Raw genomic sequence first — 24,952 nt, 5'->3', positions numbered from 1 at the left:
CTCGGGTCTAATTCGGTGCGCCTCGTGGTTTTCGAGGGGCTGGGGCGCAACCCCTCCACCATCTTCAACGAGAAGGCGGTGCTCGGCCTCGGGCGGGGGCTGCACTCCACCGGGCGGCTGAACGCGCAGGCGGTGGAGGGCGCGCTGACCATCATGGGGCGCTACCTGGCGATCGCGCGCGCCATGGGGGCGGACCCGATCGAGGTGCTGGCCACCGCCGCCATGCGCGATGCCGCGAACGGCCCCGCCTTCGCCGAGGCGCTGCGCGCGCGCATGCCCGGCGTGCCGCTGCGCATCCTCACCGGGGAGGAGGAGGCAGCGATGTCGGCGGATGGCGTGCTGCTGGGCGTGCCCGGGGCGGACGGCATCCTGGGCGACATCGGCGGCGGCAGCCTGGAGCTGGTGGACCTGGCGGCCGGGCGGCCCCAGGCCTCGGTAAGCCTGCCGCTGGGAGTGATCCGGCTGGCGGAGCAGTCGGGGAACGACCCCGGCCGGGCGCGGAGCATCGCGGAGGCCGCGCTCTCGGCCGTGCCCTGGCTGGGCCGCGGGCAGGGGCGTGACCTTTACCTGGTGGGAGGCGCCTGGCGGGCGCTGGCCAAGATCCACATCGTGCAGACCGGCTACCCGCTCTCGATCGTGCATCACTACGTGCTCCGGCGGGAGGAGGCGCGGGATCTCTGCGCGGCGGTGATCGCGGCGGGGGAGCGGCCGGGGCGGCTGCCGGGTGCGCCGGCCAAGCGGGCGGCGGATCTGCCCTATGCCGCCGTGGTGCTGCGGCGTCTGCTGCGGCTGACCGGGGCGCGGCGCGTGGTGTTCTCGGCGAACGGGCTGCGGGAAGGGTGGTATTCGCGCCTGCTGCCCGATGCCACCCGTGCGCAGGACCCGCTGCTGGCGGTGGGGACGGAGCTTGCGACGCGCTTCGGGCGCGACCCCGCGCTGCCGGGGGCGCTGGCGGCCTGGACGGCGCCGCTGTTTCCGAACGAGAGCCCGGCGGAGGCGGCGCTGCGGCGCACGGCCTGCCAGCTTTCCGACGTGGGCAGCCACGACCACCCGGACTACCGGGCCGAGCAGGCCTTCCTGCGCGTGCTGCGCCAGCCCGGCGTGGGGCTGGACCACCACGCCCGCGCCTTTCTCGCGCTCGTGACGGGGCTTCGCTACGACACCTCGGACTCCCAGGTGCTGGCGCCCGCGCGCGCCCTGCTCGGCGCCCCCGTGCAGCAGCGGGCGGAGCGGCTCGCGGCCGCGCTGCGCCTGGCCTACACGCTCTCGGGCGGCACCCTCGCGCTGCTGGCGGGCACGGCGCTGGTTCCGCGCGGGGACCGGCTGGCGCTGCGGCTGATGGAGGGCAGCGGCGTCTTCGCGGGGGAGGGCGTGCAGCGGCGCGTGGAGGCGCTGGCAACCGCCATGGGGATGGAGCCGGTGGTGGAGGTCGCGCCCCGGCCGGAGACGGCGTGATCCGCCTGGCCCCTCCTGGCGCCCCGGGCGGGGGCGGTGCAGGGTCGGCGCGATGCCGAAGGAAACAGCCGGGCCGGCCATGACGGAGAGCCCGCGCCGCCCGGTGCGCGCGCCGCGCGTCGATGTGCCAGGGTCCGGGAAGCCAGGTTTCATCGTGCCGGGTGTCAGGGCTGTGGGTGTGAGGGCACGGCTGCTGTTGCTGGTGCTCGCGGCGGTGCTGCCGGTGCTGGGTTTCGCCGGCCTCGTGCTGTGGCGCTTCGCCGGGGCGCAGCGCGGCATCGTGGAGCGCTCCGTCCTGGCCCGCGCCGAGGGCCTGGCGCGCGTGGTCGATGCGGAGTTCGAGGCGCTCTCCTCCACCCTCAGGGCCATCTCGGGCACCGCGGCGTTTCAGGCGGGAGACCTCGACCGGGTCCGGGCGCACATGGTGTTTGTCGGGAGGGACCTGGGCTCCAACCTCACGCTGCGCGACGAACGCGGCGACCTCATCCTCCACACCGCCCTTCCCAGGGGGGAAGAGGCCGGGCGTTCGCCCCCTAGGCCGGGGTGGATCGAGGGCGTCGCGGCCAATGGCAGCGGCCTCTACGTCACCGACCTCTTCACCGGCACGGTGACCGCGGGGCCGGTCTATGGCGTGCTGCTGCCCGTGCAGGACGGCGCCGGGCGGCGTCTGCTGCTGGGGGCCGGCTTCCCGGCGAGGCGGCTTTCCGAGCGCCTGCGGCTGGAAACGCCCGAGCCCGGATGGTCGGTCGTGGTGGCGGACCGGGCGCACCGCCTCGTGGCGCACACCGGGCGGACGGAAGCGGCACTGGGAGGCGACGCGGGGCCGCGCTTCCGCGAGCCCGCGGACGGTGTCTGGCGCGGCCTCGGCGCATCGGGTGTGCCGATCGTCTTTGCCCATGCCGGCACGCGAACCGGCTGGATGGTTGGCGCCGCCCTGGCGGCCGCGGTGGTGGATGCCCCCGTGCGGGGCACCGTGGAGGCACTGGCGGCCGTGGGAGCCATGCTCCTGGCCTGCGCCCTGCTCCTGGCGCTGCTGGCCGCCGCCCGCATCGTGCGCGCGATGCACGTGCTGGCGGATGCCGCCGCCGCGCTCGGGCAGGGCGCGGCGGTGCCGCCGGTCCGCACCCCCGTGGGGGAGGTGAACGCGGTGGGCGCCAGTCTGGCGCGCGGTGCCGCCGCCATCGCCGCGCGCGATGCGTCGCTGCGTGAGCGCGAGGCGCAGCTCGCCCGCACGCAGCGCCTGGCGCGGGTGGGCGGGTTCGAGATCGACATCTGGCACGGGCCGGACGGCGCCCCCCGGCTGCGCAACCTCCGCTCCCCCGAGTACCTGATGCTGCACGGGCTGCCTCCGGAAGCGGCGGAGGAGCCGCACGAGGCCTGGGTGGAGCGCCTTCATCCCGAGGACCGGGCCCGGATGGAGGCGGCCTTCCTGGCGGCGCTGGAGGGGGATGGGCGGGAATACCGGTCGGAATACCGGGTGCGCACGCCGTCGGGCGAGACGCGCTGGATCCTGGCCTCGGCGGAGATCGAGCGTGACGCCGCGGGACGCGCGGTGCGGATGCGCGGCGTGCACGTGGACCTTTCCGCGCTCAGGCGGGCGGAAGCGCGCCTGGCCGAGAACCGCGCCGCCCTGGCGGCGGCGGAGGAGCGGCTGCGCCTGGCCCTGGATGCCGGCGGGCTGGTGGCCTTCGACCTGGACCTGGCGACGGGCCAGGGGGTTTTCTCGCCCGGGCATTTCGCGCTGATCGGAATGCCGGCGCCGGAGGACGGCCACGGCGACCTGGCCACCTGGGAGCGGATGATCCACCCGGACGACCGGGCCGGCGCGCGCGCCGCCTGGAAGCGCATGCTGGTGGGAGGCGAGGCGGTGACGGTGGAGCACCGCATTCTCGCGCCCGCCGGCGAGCGCTGGATCGCCGTGACCGGCCGCCTGTTGCCCGGGCCGCCGGGGGAGCGGCCTTCCTCCTCGGGCGGCCCCGTCCGCTCCGGTCGCTGCGTCGGTGTCTATGCCGACGTGACCGGGCGGCGGGCGGCGCAGGCCGTGCTGGAGGCGCGGGTGGGGGCGGCGGTGGCCACGGCGGAGGCCGCCCAGGCGCAGCTGGCACAAGCACACAAGATGGAAGCGCTGGGGCAGCTCACGGGCGGGGTGGCGCACGATTTCAACAACCTGTTGCAGGTGGTGGCCTCGGGCGCCGCGCTGCTGGGCAGGCGCCCGGCCGTGATGTCGGACCCCGGCGCGCGGCGCCTGCTGGACAGCATGGCGGGGGCGGCTGAGCGCGGGGCCGCGCTGACCCGCCGCATGCTGGCCTTCGCGCGGCGGCAGGAGCTGCGGGCCGGCGCGGTGGACACCGCCACCCTCATCCTTTCGCTGCGCGACATCCTGGAGCGCAGCCTCGGCCCGGCGACGCCGCTGGAGATCGCGGTGCCCGACGGCCTCTGGTGGGTGCTCGCCGACCCGAACCAGCTGGAGCTGGCCGTGCTGAACCTTTGCGTCAACGCGCGCGACGCCATGCCGCCGGATCGCTTCCCGGGCGGGAGGGTGCGGGTTGTGGCGCGCAACGCCCCGGCGGGGCCGAGGGCCGGCGCGCCCGGCGCGGGCGATCCCCCGCCGCCCGGGGATTGCCTGGTGATCGCCGTGTCCGACGAAGGGGCGGGCATGGACGCGGAAACCCTGGGGCGGGCGGTGGAGCCCTTCTTCACGACCAAGGGCGTGGGGCGCGGCACCGGCCTCGGCCTGTCCATGGTGCACGGGCTTTGCGCCCAGTCCGGCGGGGCGCTGCGGCTGGTCAGCGCGCCCGGGCGCGGCACCACCGCCGAGATCTGGCTGCCCCGTGCGGCGCTGGGCGCGGAGGCGGCGCCGCTCAGCCAGCCCGCCCCGAGCGCCACGCCCGCCGTCGGGCGGCGGCTCTCGGTGCTTCTGGTGGACGACGACCCTCTGGTGCTGGCGAGCAGCGCCGCGCTTCTGGCCGATCTCGGCCATGGGGCGCGCGAGTCGGAGTCGGCGGCGGCGGCGCTGGAGGCGCTGCGATCAGGCCCGCTGCCCGACCTGGTCGTGACCGACCATGCCATGCCCGGCATGACCGGGGCCGAGCTGGCCGCGCGCATCCGGGTGCTGTATCCGGAACTGCCGGTGATCCTGGCCTCCGGCTATGCCGACCTTTCCTCCGGCGAGGTGCCGGACCTGCCGCGCCTGGACAAACCCTTCGGCCGGGAGGCGCTGGCGGCCGCGCTGTTCGCCTCGACCGGCGGGCGGCCACCCCCGCAGGAAGGCTAGAAGACGACAGGGCCGGCAGCATCCTGGCCGCCTCACGCCTTATTGCGCCGCACCATCCTTGGCCAGGGGAGCGCGGCCTGCGACTCCAGCTTGGTCAATCAGCGATTCCGGAGCCGGGAACCATGACCGCCACAGACCGTTGCTCGGCCATGCGCCCGATCGCCCTGTATCACCTGAACCCACTCCTCCTTGGCCCGCTTTCCCAATGGGCGCCAGAACTGGACCGGGTGGCCGCCCTTGGCTTCACCGGGGTCTGCCTGCCACCGCCGCTTTCCCCGGGGCGGTCGGGCAACCTTCTGGAAGTGGCGGACCACGACCGCGCCCACCCGCTGCTGGAGGCCGGCACGGACGGCACGGCCGCCATCGCCGCGCTCGCCGCAGCCTGCCGGGCGGCGGGGCTTGAGCTCTGGCTGGACGTGGAGCCCGGCCATGTGGCGGAAGAGGGCGCCCTGGCCGCCGCGCATCCGGACTGGTTCCATGCGGCTGGGGACACCCTGCCCGACCCGCGCGGGGGGGCGGCGCGGCTCGGCCTGGCGCGGCTGGACCTGTCGGGCGAAGGCGCACTGGGTTTCTGGGCGGCGCGCCTGCGTGACTGGGCCTCGGCCGGTGCCGTGGGCTTTCGCGCGGTCCGCCCGGCCGAGGTGCCCCTGGCCGCCTGGGGGCGGCTGACCGGCGCCGCGCAGGCGGACTTCATCGCCTGGAACACCGGCATGCCCTGGGCCGAGGCGGCAACGCTGCGCGGCGCGGGCTTCGGCTGGCTGGCATCGTCGCTTGCTTGGTGGAACGGGCGTGACCCCTGGTTCATGGCGGAGCGCGAGGCGCTCGGCGGGCCGCTGATGGGCTTCCCCGAGGCGCCCTTCGACACGCGCGCGGCGATGGACGAGGGCGACAGCGCTGCGCGGGCGCGGGCGGCGGCTCTTTCGCTTCAGCTGGCGGCCACGCTGTGCGACGCGCTGCTGGTGCCGCAGGGCTTCGAGTTCGGGGCACGGCGCGCGGCCAGCCTCTCGCAGGACCGGCCGGGCGACTGGACCTGGCTGCGGGAGAACGCGCCTTACGACCTTTCCGCGGAAATCCGCGAGGCGACCGCGATGGCGGCGGCGCTCGCGCCGCTGTCGGGCGCCGCGATGCGGCCTCTCACGGCGCCGGGTGCGCCCGTGCTGGCCGTGGTGCGCGCGGCAGACGACCTGCGCGTGGCGGAATCCGCGACGCTGGTGGTCGCCAACACGAGCCGCCACGCCGCGGCGACGCTCGCGCCCGAAATCATCCTGCCGGGCATCGCCGGCGGCCCCGTGCCCTTCCGGGATGCGGAAGGAGAGGCGCTGGTGCCGGGCGTACCGGTGGCGCTTCCGCCGGGCGCCGTGCGGGTGATGCGCGCGGAGCAGGCCAGCCCGGTGATCCGCCTGCCCGCCACCCGCATGCCGCCCGAGCAGGGCGTCGTGATCCCGCGGATCGGCATCGAGGCGGTGACGCCGCTGGTCGATGGCGGGCGCTTCCCCGTGAAGCGCACGGTGGGCGAGGTGGTGACGGTGGAGGCCGACATCGTGGCCGACACGCACGCCACCTTCGGCGTCGCGCTGCTGTGGCGCACGGTGGACGAGAAGAACTGGCGGCAGGTGCGCATGACGCCGCTGGGCAACGACCGCTGGACCGCGAGCTTCCCGCTGGAGCGCATGGGGCGGCACGTCTTCGCGGTGGAGGCCTGGCTGGACGTCTTCGCGGGATACCGCGACGAGCTGTCCAAGAAGCACGCGGCGGGCGTGCCCGTCTCGCTGGAACTGGAGGAGGGGCGGCGCCTGGTGGCGAAGGCCGCCGAGCGGATCGGGGCGGCCAAGAAGTCCCTGGGCATCCTGTCCAAGGCGATCGAGAAGGCGCCGGAGACGGAGCGGCTGGCGCTGTTGCTCGCGCCGGAGACCGCGCGGCTGATGGCGGTGGCCGACGACCGCCCGCACCGGGTGCGGCAGAACCCGCCGGGCGGGGTGGACGCCGAGCGCATCGCGGCCCGCTTCGCCTCCTGGTACGAGATCTTCCCGCGCAGCCAGTCCGGCAGCGAGGAGCGCCACGGCACGCTGGACGACGTGATCCGCCAGTTGCCGCGCGTGCGCGCCATGGGCTTCGACGTTCTGTACTTCCCGCCGATCCACCCGATCGGGCGCAAGAACCGCAAGGGGCGCAACAACACGCTGACCCCGGGACCGGACGACGTGGGCAGCCCCTATGCCATCGGCTCCGAGGAAGGCGGGCACGAGACGCTGCACCCGGCGCTCGGCACCATGGACGACTTCCGCCGGCTGCGCGACGAGGCCCATGCCCACGGGCTGGAGCTGGCGCTGGACTTCGCCATCCAGTGCGCCCCCGACCATCCCTGGCTGCGGGAGCACCCGGAGTGGTTCGACTGGCGCCCGGACGGCACCATCAAATACGCCGAGAACCCGCCCAAGAAGTACGAGGACATCGTCAACGTCGATTTCTACGCGGCGGGTGCGAAGCCCTCCCTCTGGGTCGCGCTGTACGAGAGCGTGCGCTTCTGGGTGGGGCAGGGCGTCAAGATCTTCCGGGTGGACAACCCGCACACCAAGCCGCTTCCCTTCTGGGAATGGATGATCGGCGAGATCAAGGCCGAGAACCCGGACGTGCTGTTCCTGTCCGAGGCCTTCACGCGGCCCAAGGTGATGTACCGCCTGGCCAAGAGCGGCTTCACGCAGTCCTACACCTACTTCACCTGGCGCGAGACCAAGGCGGAGATGGCGGAATACCTGACGGAGCTGACCACCACGGCGCCGCGGGACTTCTTCCGGCCGAACTTCTTCGTCAACACGCCCGACATCAACCCGCGCCACCTGCAGACCGGCGGGCGGCCCATGCACCTCGCGCGCGCGGCCCTGGCCGCGACGCTGTCCGGGCTCTGGGGCGTCTACCAGGGCTTCGAGCTGTGCGAGGCGACGCCGGTGCCGGGCAAGGAGGAGTACCTGGACAGCGAGAAGTACCAGATCCGCGTCTGGCCCGACCGGCGCCCCGGCGACATCGTGGACGAGGTGACGCGGCTGAACATGATCCGCCGCGCCAACCCCGCGCTGCAGACGCATCTGGGCGTCACCTTCCTGAGCGCCTTCAACGACAACGTCCTGTTCTACGAGAAGGCGACGCCGGACCGGTCCAACGTGGTCCTGGTCGCGGTTTCCATGGACCCTTCCGTTGCGCAGGACACGGGATACGAGCTGCCGCTCTGGCGCTTCGGCCTGCCCGACGACGCCGGGCTGGAGGTGGAGGACCTGATGCGGGGCTACCGCTTCGGTCTTTACGGCAAGGCGCAGAGCCTGCGCCTGGACCCCGCCGACCTGCCCTTCGCCATCTGGCGCGTGCGCCCCTTCGGCGCCTGAGAACGAGAACAAGCGATGCCCGACGACGCCAGCCTGCCCAACGAGAGCCTGCCGAACCACCAGGCCGACCCGCGCGACCCCCAGTGGTACCGGGACGCCGTCATCTACCAGCTTCACGTGAAGTCCTTCTTCGACGCCAACGACGACGGCGTGGGGGACTTTCCGGGGCTGATGGCGAAGCTGGACTACATCGCGGAGCTGGGCGTGGACACGCTCTGGCTGCTGCCCTTCTACCCGAGCCCGCGCCGCGACGACGGCTACGACATCTCCGAGTACACCGGCGTGCATCCGGACTACGGCAGCGTGGAGGATGCGCAGCGCTTCATCGCGGAGGCGCACCGGCGCGGCCTGCGCGTGATCACGGAGCTGGTGATCAACCACACCAGCAACGAGCACCCCTGGTTCCAGGCCGCGCGCAACGCGCCCAAGGGATCTCCCGAGCGGAACCTTTACGTCTGGTCCGACACGGACGAGATCTACCAGGGCACGCGCATCATCTTCCTCGACACCGAGAAGTCGAACTGGACCTGGGACCCCGTGGCGGGCCAGTACTTCTGGCACCGCTTCTTCTCCCACCAGCCCGACCTCAACTTCGACAATCCGGAGGTGGTGGAGCGCGTGCTGTCCGTGATGCGCTTCTGGCTGGATGCCGGCGTGGACGGGCTGCGCCTGGACGCCGTGCCCTATCTGATCGAGCGCGACGGCACCAACAACGAGAACCTGCCCGAGACGCATGACATCCTGAAGCAGATCCGGGGCGAGCTGGAGCGCGGCTATGCCGGCGTCGGCAAGATGCTGCTGGCCGAGGCCAACATGTGGCCCGAGGACACGCAGCAGTATTTCGGCGAGGGCGACGAGTGCCACATGGCATTCCACTTCCCGCTGATGCCGCGCATGTACATGGCGATCGCGCAGGAGGACCGCTTCCCGATCACCGACATCCTGCGCCAGACCCCCGACATCCCCGAGGGCTGCCAGTGGGCCATCTTCCTCCGCAACCACGACGAGCTGACGCTCGAGATGGTGACGGACAAGGAGCGCGACTACCTCTGGAACACCTATGCCGCCGACCGGCGCGCGCGCATCAACCTCGGCATCCGCCGCCGCCTCGCCCCGCTGCTGGAGCGTGACCGGCGCCGCATCGAGCTGATGAACGGCCTGCTGATGTCGATGCCTGGCACGCCCGTGATCTACTACGGCGACGAGATCGGCATGGGCGACAACATCTATCTCGGCGACCGCGACGGCGTGCGGACGCCGATGCAGTGGTCCCCCGACCGCAACGGTGGCTTCTCCAAGGCGGATCCGGCGGGGCTCGTGCTGCCCGTGATCCAGGACCCGCTCTACGGCTTCCAGGCCGTGAACGTCGAGGCGCAGACGCGCGACGCGCACAGCCTGCTCAACTGGATGCGGCGGATGCTGGCCACCCGCAAGCGCAGCCAGGCCTTCGGCCGCGGCTCCATGCGGCTGCTCTACCCCGGCAACCGCAAGGTGCTGGCCTATCTGCGCGAGATGGAGAACGGCGAGTCCATTCTCTGTGTGTTCAACCTGTCCCGCTCCGCCCAGGCGGTGGAGCTGGACCTCGCGCAGCACGCGGGGCGCGTGCCGGTGGAGATGCTGGGCGGCACCGCCTTCCCGGCCATCGGCCAGCTCACCTACCTGCTGACATTGCCGCCCTATGGCTTCTACTGGTTCGTCCTCGCGACGGAGCAGGCCCTTCCGCCCTGGCATGTGAAGGCACCCGAACCCTTGCCCGACCTCCGCACCATCGTCTTCCCCACCACGGCCACCGCCATGGGCCCCGCCCAGAAGGGCGAGATCGAGCGCGAGGTGCTGCCGGCCTGGCTGCCCAAGCGGCGCTGGTTCGCCTCCAAGGGCGAGGCGATGCAGGGCGCGAAGCTTCGCGCGCTGGCGCCCATTCCGGGCGGCATCCACACGCTGCTGGCCGAGATCGAGGTGGCGCTGCCCGGCCGCACGGAGCGCTACGCCGTGCCGCTGGCGGCCATGGAGGAGGACGAGACGCCCGGCCCGCTGGCCTATCAGCTCGCGCTGTCGCGCGTGCGGCAGGGGCGGCGCGTCGGGTATCTCACGGACGCCTTCGCCTCGGATTACTTCGTGCACCGCGTGCTCGGCGCCCTGCGCCAGGGGGCCGTCGCGGAGACCGAGGACGGGCCCGTGCGCTTCATCGGCAGCGAGCGGTTTTCGGCGATGGACCTCGGCGAGCAGCCGGCGGTGCGGCGCCTGCCGGGGGAGCAGTCCAACTCCTCCATCATCGTCGGCGAGCAGGCGGTGCTGAAGATCCTGCGCAAGCTGGTGACCGGTATCCATCCGGAGGCCGAGGTGACGCGCCACCTGACGGAGGCCGGGTTCGAGAACATCGCGCCGCTTCTGGGCGAGGTGGTCCGCACCGGGCCCGACGGCGTGCCGGTGACGCTGATGCTGGTGCAGGGCTTCGTGCGCAACCAGGGCGACGGCTGGGGCTGGACGCTCGACTGGCTGGCGCGCGCCGCCGACCAGAGCGTCCCCGTGAGCGGCGCCAGCGCCGACGACGAGACGGACGCGCTGGCGGGCTACCTCGCCTTCATCGCGGCGCTGGGCAAGCGGCTGGGCGAGCTGCACGCGGCCCTGGCGGCGCCGAGCGGCAATCCGGCCTTCTCGCCGGAGGTCGCCGGGGAGGCGTCCCGCACGGCCTGGGCGGAAGGCGCCATCGCGCAGCTCGATCCGGCGCTGGACTTGCTGGAGAAGGCGGAGCTTTCCGGGGACGACAAGGCGATGGCGGACGGGCTGCTGGCCCGCCGCGAGGCGCTGAAGCAGGCGGCGCGCAAGCTCGCGCAATCCGCCGATGGCGCGCTGATGACGCGCGTCCACGGCGACTTCCACCTGGGCCAGGTCCTGGTGGCGCAGGGCGACGCGGTGATCGTCGACTTCGAGGGCGAGCCCGCGCGTACGCTGGAGGAACGCCGCGCCAAGGGCAGCCCGCTGCGCGACGTGGCGGGGCTGCTGCGAAGCCTGGACTACGCGGCGGCGGCCGCTTCCTCCGCCCTCAGCACGGCGCTGCCCGAGCGGCGCGAGACCCTGCTCGAACGGTTCCGCGCGGAAGCGGGCGCGGCCTTCCAGGCGGCCTATGAGGAGGCCGAGGCGGCATCAGCCGTGCAGTGGGCGCCCGAGGCCACGCGCGGGGCGCTGCTGGATCTCTTCCTGCTCGAAAAAGCAGCCTACGAGCTGCGCTACGAGGCGGCGAACCGGCCGGCCTGGCTTCCCATCCCGCTGCGCGGCCTGTCCGCGCTGGCCGACCGACTGGTGACCGCATGAACGACGCCCTGCTCGCCATCGCGGAGGGGCGCCACGGCGACCCCTTCGCCGTGCTCGGCCGCCACGACGGCCTGGTGCGGACCTTCCAGCCCGGCGCGCTCGCGGTGGAGGCCGTGCCGGCGGGCGGCTCGCCCGTGATGCTGCGCGCCCTCGACGAGCGCGGGGTGTTCGAGGGCGAGGTGCCGGAAGGGCGCTACACGCTCCGCATCACCTGGCTGGGCGGCGTGCAGGAGACGGAGGATCCCTACTCCTTCGGCCTGCTGCTGGGCGACATGGACATCTACCTGTTCGGGGAAGGGCGGCACCACGAGCTGGGCCAGGTCTTCGGCGCGCGGGCGATGAGCGTGGACGGCATCCCCGGCGTGCGCTTTGCCGTCTGGGCGCCCAACGCACGGCGCGTGTCGGTGGTCGGCGGTTTCAATTCCTGGGACGGGCGGCGGCACCCGATGCGGCTGCGCGGCGCCTCCGGCATCTGGGAGCTCTTCGTGCCGCGCCTCGCGCCCGGCGAGCACTACAAGTACGAGATCCTCGGCGCCCAGGGCGGCGTGCTGCCGCTCAAGGCCGATCCCATGGCGGCGGCGGCGGAACTCGCTCCGGGCACGGCCTCCATCGTCACCAACCCGGCGCCGCACCCCTGGCGCGACGCGGGCTGGATGGAGCGGCGCGGGGCGGCGCAGGCGGTCAGCGCGCCGATCTCCATCTACGAGGTGCATCCCGGCTCCTGGTGGCGCGCCGAGGACGGCCATGCCGGCGACTGGGACGGGCTGGCGTCGCGGCTGATCCCCTATGTGCAGGGCATGGGCTTCACGCACGTGGAGCTTCTGCCGATCATGGAGCACCCTTTCGGCGGTTCCTGGGGCTACCAGCCGCTGGGGCTCTTCGCGCCCACCGCGCGCTTCGGCACGCCCGAGGGCTTTTCCCGCTTCGTGGACACCTGCCACGAGGCCGGCATCGGCGTGATCCTGGACTGGGTGCCGGCGCATTTCCCCTCCGACCCGCACGGCCTCGCGCAGTTCGACGGCACGGCGCTGTACGAGCACGCGGACCCGCGGGAGGGCTTTCACCGCGACTGGAACACGCTGATCTACAACTTCGGCCGGACGGAGGTGCGCGGTTTCCTTGTCGCCTCCGCGCTGCACTGGCTGGAGCACTATCACGTGGACGGTCTGCGCGTGGATGCGGTGGCCTCGATGCTCTACCGCGACTATTCCCGCAACCACGGCGAATGGGTGCCCAACGTGTTCGGCGGGCGCGAGAACCTGGAGGCGGTGGCCTTCATCAAGGAGCTGAACGAGGCGGTGCGCCAGCGCTGCCCGGGCGCCGTGATGATCGCGGAGGAAAGCACGGCCTGGCCGGGCGTCTCCAAGCCTGTCTCCGAGGGTGGGCTGGGCTTCCACTACAAGTGGAACATGGGCTGGATGCACGACAGCCTCCACTACATGGAGGAGGACCCGGTCAACCGCCGCTGGCACCACGGCGAGATGACCTTCGGCCTCGTTTATGCCTTTTCCGAGAACTTCGTGCTGCCGCTCTCGCATGACGAGGTCGTGCACGGAAAGGGGTCGCTGCTCGGCAAGATGCGGGGCGACGACTGGCAGAAGCGCGCGAACCTCCGCGCCTATCTCGCCTTCATGTGGACCCATCCCGGCAAGAAGCTGCTGTTCATGGGCATCGAGCTGGCGCAGCCCACGGAGTGGAACCACGACGCGCAGCTGCCGTGGCACCTGCTGGACGATCCCCGCCATCGTGGCGTGCAGGAGCTGGTGCGCGACCTCAACCGCACCTATCGCGGCCTGCCGGCTCTGCACCAGCGCGACGCCGAGCCCGAGGGCTTCGCCTGGGTGGTGGGGGACGACGCCGCGAACAGCGTCTTCGCCTTCGTGCGCATGGGGGCGGACGGCTCGCCGGCGCTGGTGGTGTGCAACATGACGCCGGTGCCGCGGGAAGGCTACCGCATCGGGGTGCCGCGCGGCGGGCGCTGGCGCGAAATCCTCAACACGGACGCCAATCACTATGGCGGTTCCGGCGTTGGGAACTTCGGGGGTGTCGACGCGGTGGGGGAGGGCTCGCACGGGCAGCCGGCCTCCCTCATCCTGACGCTGCCGCCGCTCGCGACCCTGATCCTCTCGCCCTAAGGACCGCCCTTGCCCATGCCGATAGAGCCGACCCGCCTCGAAACCGGGAGGCCCTATCCGCTGGGCGCCAGCTGGGATGGCCTTGGGGTGAACTTCGCGGTCTTCTCCGCCCATGCGGAGCGGATCGAGCTGTGCCTGTTCAACGCCAATGGCCGGCGCGAGGTGACGCGCTACGATCTCAGGGAATGCACCGACGAGGTCTGGCACGGATATCTGCCGGATGCCGGGCCGGGCACCGTCTACGCCTATCGCGCGCACGGCCCCTACGAACCCGGCCGGGGGCATCGCTTCAACCCCACCAAGCTGCTTCTCGACCCTTACGCGAAGCAGCTCGTCGGCAACGTCACCTGGTCCGATGCCCTTTTCGGCTACCGCGTGGGGAACCAGCGCGCGGACCTGACCATGGACCGGCGCGACAGCGCGGCCGCCATGCCCAAGGGCGTGGTGGTGGACGACCGCGCCTATGACTGGGGCCGCGACCGCCCGCTGGAGCGGCCCTGGTGCGACACGATCATCTACGAGGCGCACCTCAAGGGCCTGACCCGGCAGCATGAGGCGATCCCCGGCCCGGTGCGCGGAACCTTCCAGGCGCTCGGCCATCCCGCGGTGATCGAGCACCTGCTGCGGATCGGCGTGACGGCGGTCGAGCTGCTGCCCGTCCACGCCTTCCTGCAGGACCGCTTCCTGGTGGAGAAGGGCCTGACCAACTACTGGGGCTATTCCACCCTGTCCTTCTTCGCGCCCGAGCCCGCCTATCTCGCGACGGGCGCGCTGAACGAGGTGCGCGCGGCGGTGCGGCGGCTGCACGAGGCGGGGATCGAGGTGATCCTGGACGTGGTCTACAACCACACCTGCGAGGGCTCCGAGATGGGGCCGACGCTGTCCTGGCGCGGGCTCGACAACGCCTCCTACTACCGTCTGCTGCCGGACAATCCCCGCATCTGCATCAACGACACCGGCACCGGCAACACGGTGAACATGTCGCATCCGCGGGTGATCCAGATGGTCATGGACAGCCTGCGCTACTATGTCGAGAGCTTCCACGTGGACGGCTTCCGCTTCGATCTCGGAAGCGTTCTCGGGCGGGAGCACACGGGCTTCGACCCGGGCTCGGGCTTTTTCGACGCCGTGCGGCAGGACCCCGTGCTGTCCCGCGTGAAGCTGATCTCCGAGCCCTGGGACATCGGGCCGGGCGGCTACCAGCTCGGCAACCATCCGCCGGGCTTCGCCGAGTGGAACGACAAGTTCCGCGACGGCGTCCGGCGTTTCTGGAAGGGCGACGAAGGGCTTCGCTCGGACCTCGCGGCCCGGCTGACCGGATCGGCGGAGCTGTTCGACCGCAGGCGGCGCCAGCCCTGGGCCAGCGTGAACTACATCGCCTCCCATGACGGCAGCACGCTGGAGGACCTGGTCTCCTATGACCACCGGCACAACGCGGCCAATGGCGAGGACAATCGCGACGGCCACAGCGACAACCATTCCCACAACTGGGGCGTGGAAGGGGAGACCGACGATCCGGAGATCCTGGAGATCCGCGAACGGCTGAAGCGTGCCATGCTCGCGACGGTGCTGTTCTCGGCGGGCACGCCCATGCTGCTGGCCGGCGACGAGATGAACCGCACCCAGGGCGGCAACAACAACGCGTATTGCCAGGACAACGAGGTCTCCTGGGTGGATTGGGCGCGCGGTGCGACGGAGGCGGCGCAGGAGATGGCGCGCTTCACCGCGCGGCTGACCCGGCTGCGTCACCGCCTGGCGCCGCTGCGCCCGCCGCGCTTCCCGCACGGGCGGTCCGAGCCCTTGCCGGGATTGTCGGACACGCAATGGTTCGGCCAGGACGGGCAGGCGCTGACGCCCGAGGCCTGGGGCGACCCGGTGTCCAAGACCTTCGCCATGCTGCGCGCCGACGGCACGGAGGAAGGCGGCGCGGACACGGTGCTGCTGATGATGAACGCGGACAGCGCGGACCAGCGATTCACCCTGCCCGGCGTGGCCCGGAGCTGGCACCTGCTGCTCAACAGCGCCGAACCCGACGGGGAGGAGCGGTCGTTGCAGGAAGACGAGGAAACCGTACTCGTCCGCGCGCGCTCCCTGGTCCTGCTGTGGAGCCGGATGGATCAGGCATGACAACCGCCCAAACCTCTTTCTGGGGACCGATCCTGCACGAGGAAGGCGCGACCTTCCGCCTTTGGGCGCCCTCTTCGGAGGGCGTTTCGCTGGAGATCGAGGGGATGGCGCCCGTCCCCATGCGCGCGGCCGGTGGCGGCTGGTTCAGCGCCGATGCCCCGGCGCGAGCGGGGGCGCGCTACCGGTTCCGCACCTCGCCGGACCTTCTGGTGCCCGATCCCGCCGCGCGCGCGCAGGCGGAGGACGTGCACGGCGCCTCCGTGCTGGTGGACAACGATGCCTACCGGTGGCGCAACGCGGGCTGGCGCGGGCGGCCGTGGCACGAAACCGTGCTGTATGAGCTGCATGTCGGCACCTGCGGCGGCTATGCGGGGGTGCGGGCCATGCTGCCCCGCCTGCGCGAGCTGGGCGTGACGGCCGTGGAGCTGATGCCGCTGGCCGCTTTCCCGGGTGGGCGCAACTGGGGCTATGACGGCGTGCAGCCCTTCGCACCCGACCCGAGCTACGGCACGCCGGACGAGTTGAAGGCGCTGGTGGACGAGGCCCATGGCCTCGGCCTCTCGGTGTTCCTCGATTGCGTGTTCAACCATTTCGGCCCGGACGGCGCCTACCTGCACGCCTATGCCAAGGAATTCTTCGACGAGGACATCCAGACCCCCTGGGGCGCCTCGATCGACTTCGCCCGCACGGAGGTGCGAGCCTTCTTCGAGGAATGCGCGCTGATGTGGCTGCGCGACTACCGCATCGACGGCCTGCGGCTGGATGCCGTGCACGCCATCGCCGACCAGCCCTGGCTGGACGTGCTCGCGCGCCGCATCCGCGCCGAGGTCACGGGGCGCGAGGTGCATCTGGTGCTGGAGAACGAGGGCAACACCGCCTCCAAGCTCAGGCCGGACCTTTACGACGCGCAGTGGAACGACGACGGGCACAACACGCTGCACCCGCTGCTGACCGGCGAGCGCGAGGGCTATTACGAGGACTTCGCGGAGGACGGCGCGAAGAAGCTGGCGCGCGTGCTGGGGAAAGGGTTCCTCTTCCAGGGCGAGCAGATGCCGCATCTCGGCCGCGGTCGCGGCGAGCCCTCGGCGCACCTGCCGCCCACCGCCTTCGTGCTGTTCCTGCAGAACCACGACCAGGTCGGCAACCGTGCGATGGGGGAGCGGCTCCCGGTGCTCGCCGATCCCGAGGCGCTGCGCGCGGCGGCGGCGCTGCTGCTGCTCTGCCCGCAGATCCCCATGCTGTTCATGGGCGAGGAATGGGGCGCCACGGCGCCCTTCCTGTTCTTTACGGGCTTCAAGGATCCCGAACTCGCCAAGGCCGTGAAGGAGGGGCGGCGCAAGGAGTTCGCCCATTTCTCCGCCTTCCGCGACGAGGCGGCGCGCGCGCGCATCCCGGACCCCAACGATCCCGCGACCTTCGAGGCTTCCCGCCCCGATGCCAGCGAGGCCGGGCGCCCGCCGCACGATGCCGTCCTCGCGCATCACAAGGCGCTGCTTGCCATCCGCGCGGCCGAGATCATGCCGCGCCTGCCCGGCGCCATGGCGGAGGGCGCGGAGCCGGTGGGGGAGGCCGCCGTGCTGGCGCGCTGGCGCATGGGCGACGGCACGCGGCTCACCATTGCCGTGAATCTCGGCCCCGAGGCAGCAAAGGTTAAGGCGGGCGGCGCGCGAACCGTGTTCGAGACGGCACCCGGTGCCGCCGATTCCCTGGCCCAGGGCACGCTTCCCCCGCGCACGACCATCGCCCTGCTGGATCCCGCCCCATGAACGAACATGACCTCCGCGACCTCGCCCGCGATGCCGGGATTGCGGTGGAATGGAAGGATGTGAACGGGAAGGACCATCAGGTCGGGCCCGGGGCGATGCGGTCCATCCTGGCCGCGCTGGACCTGCCGGCCGACAGCGACGCCGCCATCCGCGACAGCCGCGAGCGCCTGCGGCGGAGCCGCGAGGGCCTGCCGCCGCTCTGCACGGCCATCGCGAACCAGCCGGTGCTGCTCGGCCTGCCGGGAGAGCCGGAATTCCGCCTGTTCCTGGAGGGCGGCGAGACGCGCGAGGGCCGCGCCCGGCAGCAGGACGGGCTCTGCACCCTGCCTTCGGTGAACGAGCCCGGCTACCACCGGCTCCAGATCGCCGGGCAGGAGACGGTGCTCGCGGTCTGCCCGCGGCGCGGGCATGTGGTGGAGCCGGGCACGCGGCCCTGGGGACTGGCGGTGCAGCTTTATTCGCCCCGGCGCACGGGCGATGGCGGGATCGGGGATTTCACCGGCCTCGCGCAGCTTGCGGCATCGGCCGCGCGGCGGGGCGCGGATGCCCTCGCCATCTCCCCGGTGCACGCGCAGTTCTCCGCCGACCCCTACCGCTTCTCGCCTTATGCGCCCTCCTCGCGCCTGTTCCTGAACGTGCTGCATGCCGATCCCGCGAGCCTGGGGCCGGAGGCGCTGCGCGCGGCGCTGGCCGCCACGGGGCTGGCCGATGAGTTCGTGCGGCTGGAGTCGCTCGACCTCGTGGATTGGCCGGCGGCGGCACGGCTGCGCCTCGCGCTGTTCCGGTCGATGTTCGACGCCTTCCGCGGCGACCCCGCCCTCACCCGCTTCCGCGAGGAAGGCGGCGAGGCGCTGGAAAGCCACGCGCGGTTCGAGGCCTTGCACGCGCATCTCTATGGCGGCGACCCCGGGTTGTGGCACTGGAAGGACTGGCCGGAGGAGTTCCGCCACCCCGAGGCGCCGGGCGTGGAAGGCTTCGCCCGCTCCAACGCGCGGGAGGTGGAGTTCCACGCCTTCCTGCAATGGATCGCCGACCGGGGCCTCGGCGCCGCGCAAGCGGCCTTCAAGGGGGCGGGCGCGAAGATCGGCCTGATCGCGGACCTCGCGGTCGGCACGGATGGCGGCGGCAGCCATGGCTGGTCGCGCCAGGGGCAGATCCTGCCGGGCCTGGGTGTGGGCGCGCCGCCCGACATCTTCTCCCCGCTCGGGCAGTCCTGGGGCATTTCGGCCTTCTCGCCGCGCGGGTTGCGCGACGGCGGCTACGCGGCGTTCCTGGAGATGCTGCGCGCCGCCATGCGCCACGCCGGCGGCGTGCGCATCGACCACGCCATGGGCCTCGCGCGGCTCTGGATGGTGCCGCAGGGACAGGACGCGACGGAGGGCGCCTACCTGCACTTCCCCGTGGAAGACATGATGCGGCTGGTGGCGCTCGAATCCCACCGGCATCGGGCGATCGTGGTGGGCGAGGACCTCGGCACCCTGCCGGAGGGCTTCCGCGAGCGCCTGGACGAGACGGGCGTGATGGGTCTGCGCGTGCTGTATTTCGAGCAGGCCAAGGACCGCAGCTTCACGCCGCCCTCCACTTGGTCGCCGGGCGCGGTGGCGGTGACCACCACGCATGACCTGCCGACGGTGGCCGGCTGGTGGCGCGGGCGCGACATCGACTGGCGCGTGCAGCTCGGCCTGCTCGGCGAGGGCGCGGATGGCGCGCCCCTGCGCGAGGAGCGCGCGGGCGACCGCGTGCGGCTGTGGGACGCCATGTGCGAGAGCGGCGCGGCCGAAGGGCCGATGCCGGCCGAGGACGATGGCGCGGAGGTCGCGACCGCCGCTGCCCGCCACATCGCCTCCGCCGCCTGCGCGCTGGCCCTGTTGCCCCTGGAGGACGCCCTGGCGCTGGAGGAGGCTCCCAACCTTCCCGGCACCACCGAGGGCCACCCGAACTGGCAGCGCCGCCTGCCGGGCGAGGCCGCCACCATGCTCGACGATCACGACACCGCCGCGCGCCTGACCGCGCTGGCCCAAGCCCGATAAACAGGTCGCCCCCTCGATGCCCGCTCCCGCCACGCCGCGCGCCACCGCACGCCTGCAGTTTCACAAGGACTTCCCGCTGGATGCGGCGGTGGCCCTGGTGCCCTACTATCAGAAGCTCGGGATCAGCCACCTCTACGCCTCGCCCATCCTGAAGGCGCGGCCGGGCTCGACCCACGGCTACGACATCGTGGACCCCAACCGGATCAACCCGGAACTGGGCGGGGAGGAAGCGCTGGGCCGGCTGGTGGACGCGCTGCGCGCCCACGGCATGGGCCTGATCCTGGACATCGTGCCCAACCACATGGGCGTGGGGGGCGCGGACAACGGCTGGTGGCTGGACGTGCTGGAATGGGGGCCGAAATCCCCCTTCGCGCAGTTCTTCGACATCGACTGGAATCCGCCCGACCCCGAGCTGACGGACCGGATGCTCGCGCCCTTCCTGGGCGCGCCCTACGGCACCGTGCTGGAATCGGGCGACCTCGCGCTGCACTTCGAGCCCGAGAGCGGCAAGATCTACGCGGAATACTTCGAGCACCGCTTCCCGATCGCGCCGCCCACCTACGCGACGCTTCTCTCCGCCACCGGGGAGGCGATGCTGACGGGCCTCGCTCAGACCTTCCGCGCGCTGTCCGCCAGCGAGGACCGCGATGCGGCGCGGGCGGCGGCGAGCCTCGCGCTCGACATGCTGGCACGCCACGCCGCGACCCCCGAGGGACGCGCGCAGATCGACGCGGCGATCGCGGCGCACGACCCGAGGGACGAGGCCGGGCGCGCCCGGTTGCACGCGCTGCTGGAGCAGCAGCACTACCGCCTGGCGTGGTGGCGGGCGGCCACCGACGAGATCAACTGGCGCCGCTTCTTTGACGTGACCTCGCTCGGCGGCCTGCAGGTCGAGCGCCCGGGGGTGTTCGAGGCGACGCATGCGCTGATCCTGAGCCTCTACGCCGATGGGCTGATCGACGGCGTGCGCGTGGACCACGTGGACGGGCTGGCCGATCCCCGCGCCTATTGCCGCAAGCTGCGGCGCCGGCTGCAGGGGTTGGAGTCGCGGCGGCCGGAGGGATCGCCGAAGGGTGAGCCGGTGCTGCTGGTGGAGAAGATCCTCGCCCCGCACGAGAAGCTGCGCCGCGACTGGATGGTGGACGGCACCACCGGCTACAACTTCATGGACGAGGTTTCCGCCGTTCTGCACGACCCCGACGGGGCCGAGCCACTCGCCGCGCTGTGGCACGCGCAGACCGGCCGCCCCGCCGATTTCGGCGAGGAGGCGCGCGAGGCCCGGCGGCAGATCCTGCGCTACAACCTGGCTTCCGAGCTCAACGGCACGGCCGCCGCCCTGCGCCGCGTCGCCGCGCGGGACCTGGCGACGCGCGACTTCACCCTGACCGCCATCCGCCGCGCGCTGACCGAGGTCCTCGTGCACTTCCCGGCCTACCGCTCCTATGTCGGGATGGCCGGGCGGAACGAGGCGGACCGGAGGCTCCTGGACTGGGCCATGGCGGGCGCGCGGCGCACGGTGCGCGCGACCGAGCGGCCTCTGCTGGACCTGCTGGATTCCTGGCTGGGCGGAGACCCGCCGCGCCACCTTCCGCACGAGCAGCGGCGCGAGCGCTACCGCGCCGCCGTGCGCTTCCAGCAGCTCTCCGCGCCGGTGGCCGCGAAGTCGGTGGAGGACACGGCCTTCTACCGCTACGGCCGCCTGATCTCGCGCAACGAGGTGGGCTCGGAGCCCTCCCACTTCGCCATCACGCCCGCCGCCTTCCACGCCACCTGCCGGGAGCGCGCGAAGTTCTTCCCGCGGGAGATGCTGGCCACCGCCACCCACGACCACAAGCGCGGGGAGGACACCCGCGCGCGGCTGGCCGTGCTGTCCGAGCTGCCCGAGGAATGGGCGGCGACGCTGAACCGCTGGACGCGGCTCAACACCGTGCTGAAGAAGGAGGTGGACGGCGAGCCCGCGCCCGACGCCACCGACGAGATCATGCTCTACCAGTCCATGATCGGCGCCTGGCCGCTCGACCTCGACCCGGCCGACGATGCCGGGGTGGAGGCACTGGTGAAGCGCCTGGCCGCCTGGCAGGAGAAGGCGCTGCGCGAGGGCAAGCGGCGCTCCGAATGGGCGGTGCCGAACGAGGCCTACGAGACCGCCTGCCGCGACTTCATCACGGCGGTTCTGGACCCCTCCCGGCCTTCCCGCCTGCGGGACGAGGTGGCGGGGCTGGTGCGCCGCCTTTCCCCGGCCGGGGCCTGCAACGGGCTGGCGCAGACGCTGATCCGCTGCACCGCGCCGGGCATCCCCGACCTCTACCAGGGCACGGAGTTCTGGGACTTCTCCCTGGTGGACCCCGACAACCGCCGCCCCGTGGACTTCGCCGCGCGCGAGGCCGCGCTGGATGCGGGGGAGGCGCCGGCGGCGCTGCTGCCCCACTGGATGGACGGGCGGGTGAAGGCCGCGGTGATCGCCCGCGCCCTGGCGCTGCGCCAGCGCCAGCCCGCGCTATTCGCCGAGGGCGACTACCTGCCGATCGAGGCGGAGGGGCCCATGGCCGCCCATGTGCTCGCCTTCGCGCGGCACCTGGACGGCCGCGCGGCGGTCACGGTGGTGACGCGCCTGCCCGCCCGCATGCTGGGCGAGGACGGGCTGCCCCTGGTTCCGGCCGCGGCCTGGGAGGGCACCACCCTTCCGCTGCCCGCCCCCCTGGCCGGGCTGGGCTTCGGCGATGCGCTGGGCGGCCCCGCGCCCGAGGCCGGCGCGGCGCTTTCCGTTGGCGCGCTGCTGGGGCGGTTGCCGGTGGCCTTGCTTTCGGCGGAATGACGGTCATTGAGAGGCCGGGGGTGCAAACCGGGCCTGAATGGCTTTAAAACGGACGCGGATGCGATCCGGATTGGCCGTGCAGCCCGACTCCCCCGAACCCGCGAACTGGGCTGAGCAGCGCCTTGCGCTGGCGCTCGAGGCGTCCGGCATTGCCGGCGCCTGGGACTGGGACGCGGACACCAACCTGATCCACGGTGACGCCCGCGCCTGCACCCTGCACGGAATGGACCCGGCACTGGGCAGGGCGGGCGCGCCCGCGGCCGGCTTGCTGGCCCATGTGGTGCCCGAGGACAGGGTCGCGCTGGACCGTGCCCTGGCTGCCGCCCTGGCCGGGCGGGCACCGTTGAACATCGCCTACCGCACCTGGCCGCCCGGCGGCGACGTGTCATGGGTGCAGTTGCGCGGGCGCGTGCTGCGAAACCGCCAGGGTCGGCCCACGCGGCTCGCGGGAGTCGCGCTGGACATTTCCGAGCAGAAGGACACGGAGGCGGCGCTGCGCGAAAGCGACGCGCGCTTCCGGGCCATCGCGGACACCATGCCGCAGATGGTCTGGTCCACCCTTCCCAACGGCCACCACGACTACTTCAACCAGCGCTGGTACGAGGTGATGGGCCTCGAGCCCGGTGGAGGCGATGGAGAGGCCTGGGCGGCGCTCGTCCATCCCGACGACCAGCCCCAGACGCGGGAACGGTGGCGGCATTCGCTCGCGACCGGCGATCCGTACGAGGTCGAGTACCGGCTGCGCGTGGCCGATGGCGGTTGGCGCTGGTTCCTGGGCCGGGCGCTGCCGGTGCGGGACTGGCGCGGGCGGATCACCCGCTGGTTCGGCACCTGCACGGACATCCAGGACATCCGCCGCCTGGCCGATGAGCGGGAGGTCCTGAGCCACGAGCTGAGCCACCGCATCAAGAACATCTTCGCGGTGATGTCCTCGCTCACCTCCCTTTCCGCCCGCGGCCATCCCGAGGCGGCGCTTTTCGCGCAGGAACTGCGCAGCCGGATCAACGCCCTGGCCCGCGCGCATGAATTCGCCCGGCCGCACAGCGAGGGCAGCCGCCCGGCGTTCGGGCAGGCGACCCTGTTCGCGTTTCTCGAGGACCTGCTCTCGCCCTATGCGATGCCGGAGGCGGACCCGCTCGGCGGGCGCATCACCATCGCCGGCACCGACCAGGGCTTCGACGACCTGGCGGCCACCCCCCTGGCCCTGATCTTCCATGAACTGGCCACCAACGCGGCCAAGTACGGCGCGCTGTCCACACCCGGCGGGCGGGTGGCCATCCAGGTCACGGCGGAGGAGGGGGAGATCGTGCTGTGCTGGCGCGAGAGCGGCGGGCCCCCTTTGTCAGGCACGCCCGGGCACGAAGGCTTCGGCAGCCGGCTGGCCAACATCAGCGTGGAGGGGCAGCTCGGCGGCAAGGTGGTACGCCGCTGGCTCCCCGGCGGGCTGGAGCTAGAGGCCCGGCTGCCGGCACGCGCGCTGCAACGCCGCCGCCGCGCTGCCCAGTAGGCAGAGGGCCGCCGGCGGGCGGGTGGCGCGGCCTTCGCGGAGGGACACGGCGAAGCGCACCGTTCCGTCCAGCGCCGCATCGGTGAAGGGCTTGGGCAGGATGCCGACCGGTCCGCTGATACCCGGCGCCACCTGGCGGGGATTGGCGGTCAGGTAGATCACCGTCGCACCCCATTCCTTCGCGAGCGTTTCGCCCAACGCCGGACCGGTCGGGCCGTCGCGCAGGTTCACGTCCACCAGGGCGATGTCGACGCCATCCTGGGCAGCAGCCAGGGCCGCGGCTGCATCGGCGGCGGTGCCGACCACTTCGAACCCCATTCCTTCCAGCACCGCGGCCAGGTCAAGGGCGATCAGGATCTCGTCCTCGACGATCAGGACACGCTGGGACATGGGCGGGCCATTCACATAAGAGGGTATTGCAAACGCTATGGGGGGAGAACAGGCCGGTTCGGGAGGGGTTTCCCGGCCAAGCCGATTTCGGCGCACCGTGATCGATGACGGCGTGCCCGGCCTCAGGGAAGGACGCGGTGCAGGGTGACGGCGCGGTGGTCGCTGTCCTCCAGCTCCCGCGACACCGGCACGGTGAAGCGTGCCAGGAGTTCCAGCCCCTCGCGCGGGGCATAGGCGCGGCCGGGATCGGCCAGGACCACCCGCGCGCCCTCCGCCGCCAGGCGGCGCAGCCAGGGCAGGATGTGGCGGGTCATCGGCGCCTCGTAGCAGACGTCGCCCGCCAGGATGACGTCCCATCGGCCGGGAGCCCCGACCACGTCCCCGTGGGCTTCGGCGATGCAGACACCGTTCAGCGTGGCGTTGAGGCGCGTGGCGGCATGGGCCAGGGGGTCGATCTCGGCGGCCTCCACGGAGACGGCGCCGGCCAGGGCGGCGGCGATCCCGGCGAGGCCCCCGCCCGCCGCGAAATCCAGCACCCGCAGGCCGGCGACACGGGCGGGCTGGTCCAGGATCCAGCGCGCGAGGGCCTGGCTGCCGGGCCAGGCGAAGGCCCAGAAGGGCGGCTCGATGCCGCGTTCCTCCAGCCACAACTCCGTGGCCTGCCAGATCGGCGTGATCTCTGTGGCCAGGTGCAGCGGGATCTCGGGCACGAGCGGCGGACGGGCGATCGCGGTGTGGGCGAGGATGAAGGCCGCGGGGGTCAT

12 protein-coding genes are annotated in these 24,952 nt (G+C 72.5%); 10 read left to right on the top strand and 2 right to left on the bottom strand.

Annotated features, from left to right (window positions below; genetic code table 11):
• The first annotated feature begins 15 nt into the window (after positions 1–15).
• From ACFFIC_RS07700 to ACFFIC_RS07655, 10 genes are all read left to right on the top strand, one after another.
• Complete coding sequence (locus tag ACFFIC_RS07700) at positions 16–1,455, top strand: Ppx/GppA phosphatase family protein (RefSeq protein WP_377049586.1); 1,440 nt, start codon at positions 16–18, stop codon at positions 1,453–1,455.
• Positions 1,456–1,507: 52 nt separating this feature from the next.
• Complete coding sequence (locus tag ACFFIC_RS07695) at positions 1,508–4,729, top strand: PAS domain-containing protein (protein ID WP_377049585.1); 3,222 nt, start codon at positions 1,508–1,510, stop codon at positions 4,727–4,729.
• A 122-nt stretch (positions 4,730–4,851) separates the two neighbouring features.
• Positions 4,852–8,106 (top strand): alpha-1,4-glucan--maltose-1-phosphate maltosyltransferase, encoded by a 3,255-nt coding sequence (locus tag ACFFIC_RS07690; RefSeq protein WP_377049584.1) that lies wholly within the window; start codon positions 4,852–4,854, stop codon positions 8,104–8,106.
• 15 nt (positions 8,107–8,121) lie between these two features.
• Positions 8,122–11,418: a maltose alpha-D-glucosyltransferase gene (gene treS / locus ACFFIC_RS07685; protein WP_377049583.1), complete on the top strand. Its 3,297-nt coding sequence runs from the start codon at positions 8,122–8,124 to the stop codon at positions 11,416–11,418.
• The gene (gene glgB / locus ACFFIC_RS07680; protein ID WP_377049582.1) at positions 11,415–13,553 is read left to right on the top strand and encodes a 1,4-alpha-glucan branching protein GlgB; all 2,139 of its coding nucleotides are present in this window, start codon (positions 11,415–11,417) and stop codon (positions 13,551–13,553) included. The genes treS and glgB overlap by 4 nt, the downstream gene beginning before the upstream one ends.
• 15 nt (positions 13,554–13,568) lie before the next feature.
• Positions 13,569–15,680 carry a glycogen debranching protein GlgX gene (glgX, locus tag ACFFIC_RS07675; RefSeq protein ID WP_377049663.1) on the top strand — a complete coding sequence of 704 codons (2,112 nt, stop codon included), beginning with the start codon at positions 13,569–13,571 and terminating at the stop codon, positions 15,678–15,680.
• Positions 15,677–17,446, top strand: coding sequence for a malto-oligosyltrehalose trehalohydrolase (gene treZ, locus ACFFIC_RS07670; protein ID WP_377049581.1), 1,770 nt, complete (start codon positions 15,677–15,679; stop codon positions 17,444–17,446). Before glgX ends, treZ begins: the two co-directional genes overlap by 4 nt.
• Complete coding sequence (gene malQ, locus ACFFIC_RS07665; protein WP_377049580.1) at positions 17,443–19,476, top strand: 4-alpha-glucanotransferase; 2,034 nt, start codon at positions 17,443–17,445, stop codon at positions 19,474–19,476. Before treZ ends, malQ begins: the two co-directional genes overlap by 4 nt.
• Positions 19,477–19,492: 16 nt before the next feature.
• The gene (gene treY / locus ACFFIC_RS07660) at positions 19,493–22,291 is read left to right on the top strand and encodes a malto-oligosyltrehalose synthase (RefSeq protein ID WP_377049579.1); all 2,799 of its coding nucleotides are present in this window, start codon (positions 19,493–19,495) and stop codon (positions 22,289–22,291) included.
• 76 nt (positions 22,292–22,367) lie between these two features.
• The gene (locus ACFFIC_RS07655) at positions 22,368–23,798 is read left to right on the top strand and encodes a sensor histidine kinase (RefSeq protein WP_377049578.1); all 1,431 of its coding nucleotides are present in this window, start codon (positions 22,368–22,370) and stop codon (positions 23,796–23,798) included.
• Here the strand turns inward: ACFFIC_RS07655 and ACFFIC_RS07650 are convergent.
• Positions 23,742–24,188: a response regulator gene (locus ACFFIC_RS07650; RefSeq protein ID WP_377049577.1), complete on the bottom strand. Its 447-nt coding sequence runs from the start codon at positions 24,186–24,188 to the stop codon at positions 23,742–23,744. The genes ACFFIC_RS07655 and ACFFIC_RS07650 overlap by 57 nt on opposite strands.
• A 122-nt stretch (positions 24,189–24,310) precedes the next feature.
• Positions 24,311–24,952, bottom strand: a complete 642-nt coding sequence (locus ACFFIC_RS07645; RefSeq protein ID WP_377049576.1) for a class I SAM-dependent methyltransferase — start codon at positions 24,950–24,952, stop codon at positions 24,311–24,313.

The organism is Muricoccus vinaceus (assembly GCF_042433125.1).
GTDB lineage: Bacteria > Pseudomonadota > Alphaproteobacteria > Acetobacterales > Acetobacteraceae > Roseomonas > Roseomonas vinacea.
The sequence above is the reverse complement of the archived record's forward strand: the minus strand, read 5'-3'. Positions and strand labels throughout refer to the sequence as shown.

Excerpts from the sequence above, each read along its gene's own strand:
- ACFFIC_RS07695 (WP_377049585.1), top strand. The coding sequence starts at position 1,508 with ATGCCGAAGGAAACAGCCGGGCCGGCCATGACGGAGAGCCCGCGCCGC.
- ACFFIC_RS07690 (WP_377049584.1), top strand. The coding sequence starts at position 4,852 with ATGACCGCCACAGACCGTTGCTCGGCCATGCGCCCGATCGCCCTGTAT.
- treS (WP_377049583.1), top strand. The coding sequence starts at position 8,122 with ATGCCCGACGACGCCAGCCTGCCCAACGAGAGCCTGCCGAACCACCAG.
- glgB (WP_377049582.1), top strand. The coding sequence starts at position 11,415 with ATGAACGACGCCCTGCTCGCCATCGCGGAGGGGCGCCACGGCGACCCC.
- glgX (WP_377049663.1), top strand. The coding sequence starts at position 13,569 with ATGCCGATAGAGCCGACCCGCCTCGAAACCGGGAGGCCCTATCCGCTG.
- treZ (WP_377049581.1), top strand. The coding sequence starts at position 15,677 with ATGACAACCGCCCAAACCTCTTTCTGGGGACCGATCCTGCACGAGGAA.
- malQ (WP_377049580.1), top strand. The coding sequence starts at position 17,443 with ATGAACGAACATGACCTCCGCGACCTCGCCCGCGATGCCGGGATTGCG.
- treY (WP_377049579.1), top strand. The coding sequence starts at position 19,493 with ATGCCCGCTCCCGCCACGCCGCGCGCCACCGCACGCCTGCAGTTTCAC.
- ACFFIC_RS07650 (WP_377049577.1), bottom strand. The coding sequence starts at position 24,188 with ATGTCCCAGCGTGTCCTGATCGTCGAGGACGAGATCCTGATCGCCCTT.
- ACFFIC_RS07645 (WP_377049576.1), bottom strand. The coding sequence starts at position 24,952 with ATGACCCCCGCGGCCTTCATCCTCGCCCACACCGCGATCGCCCGTCCG.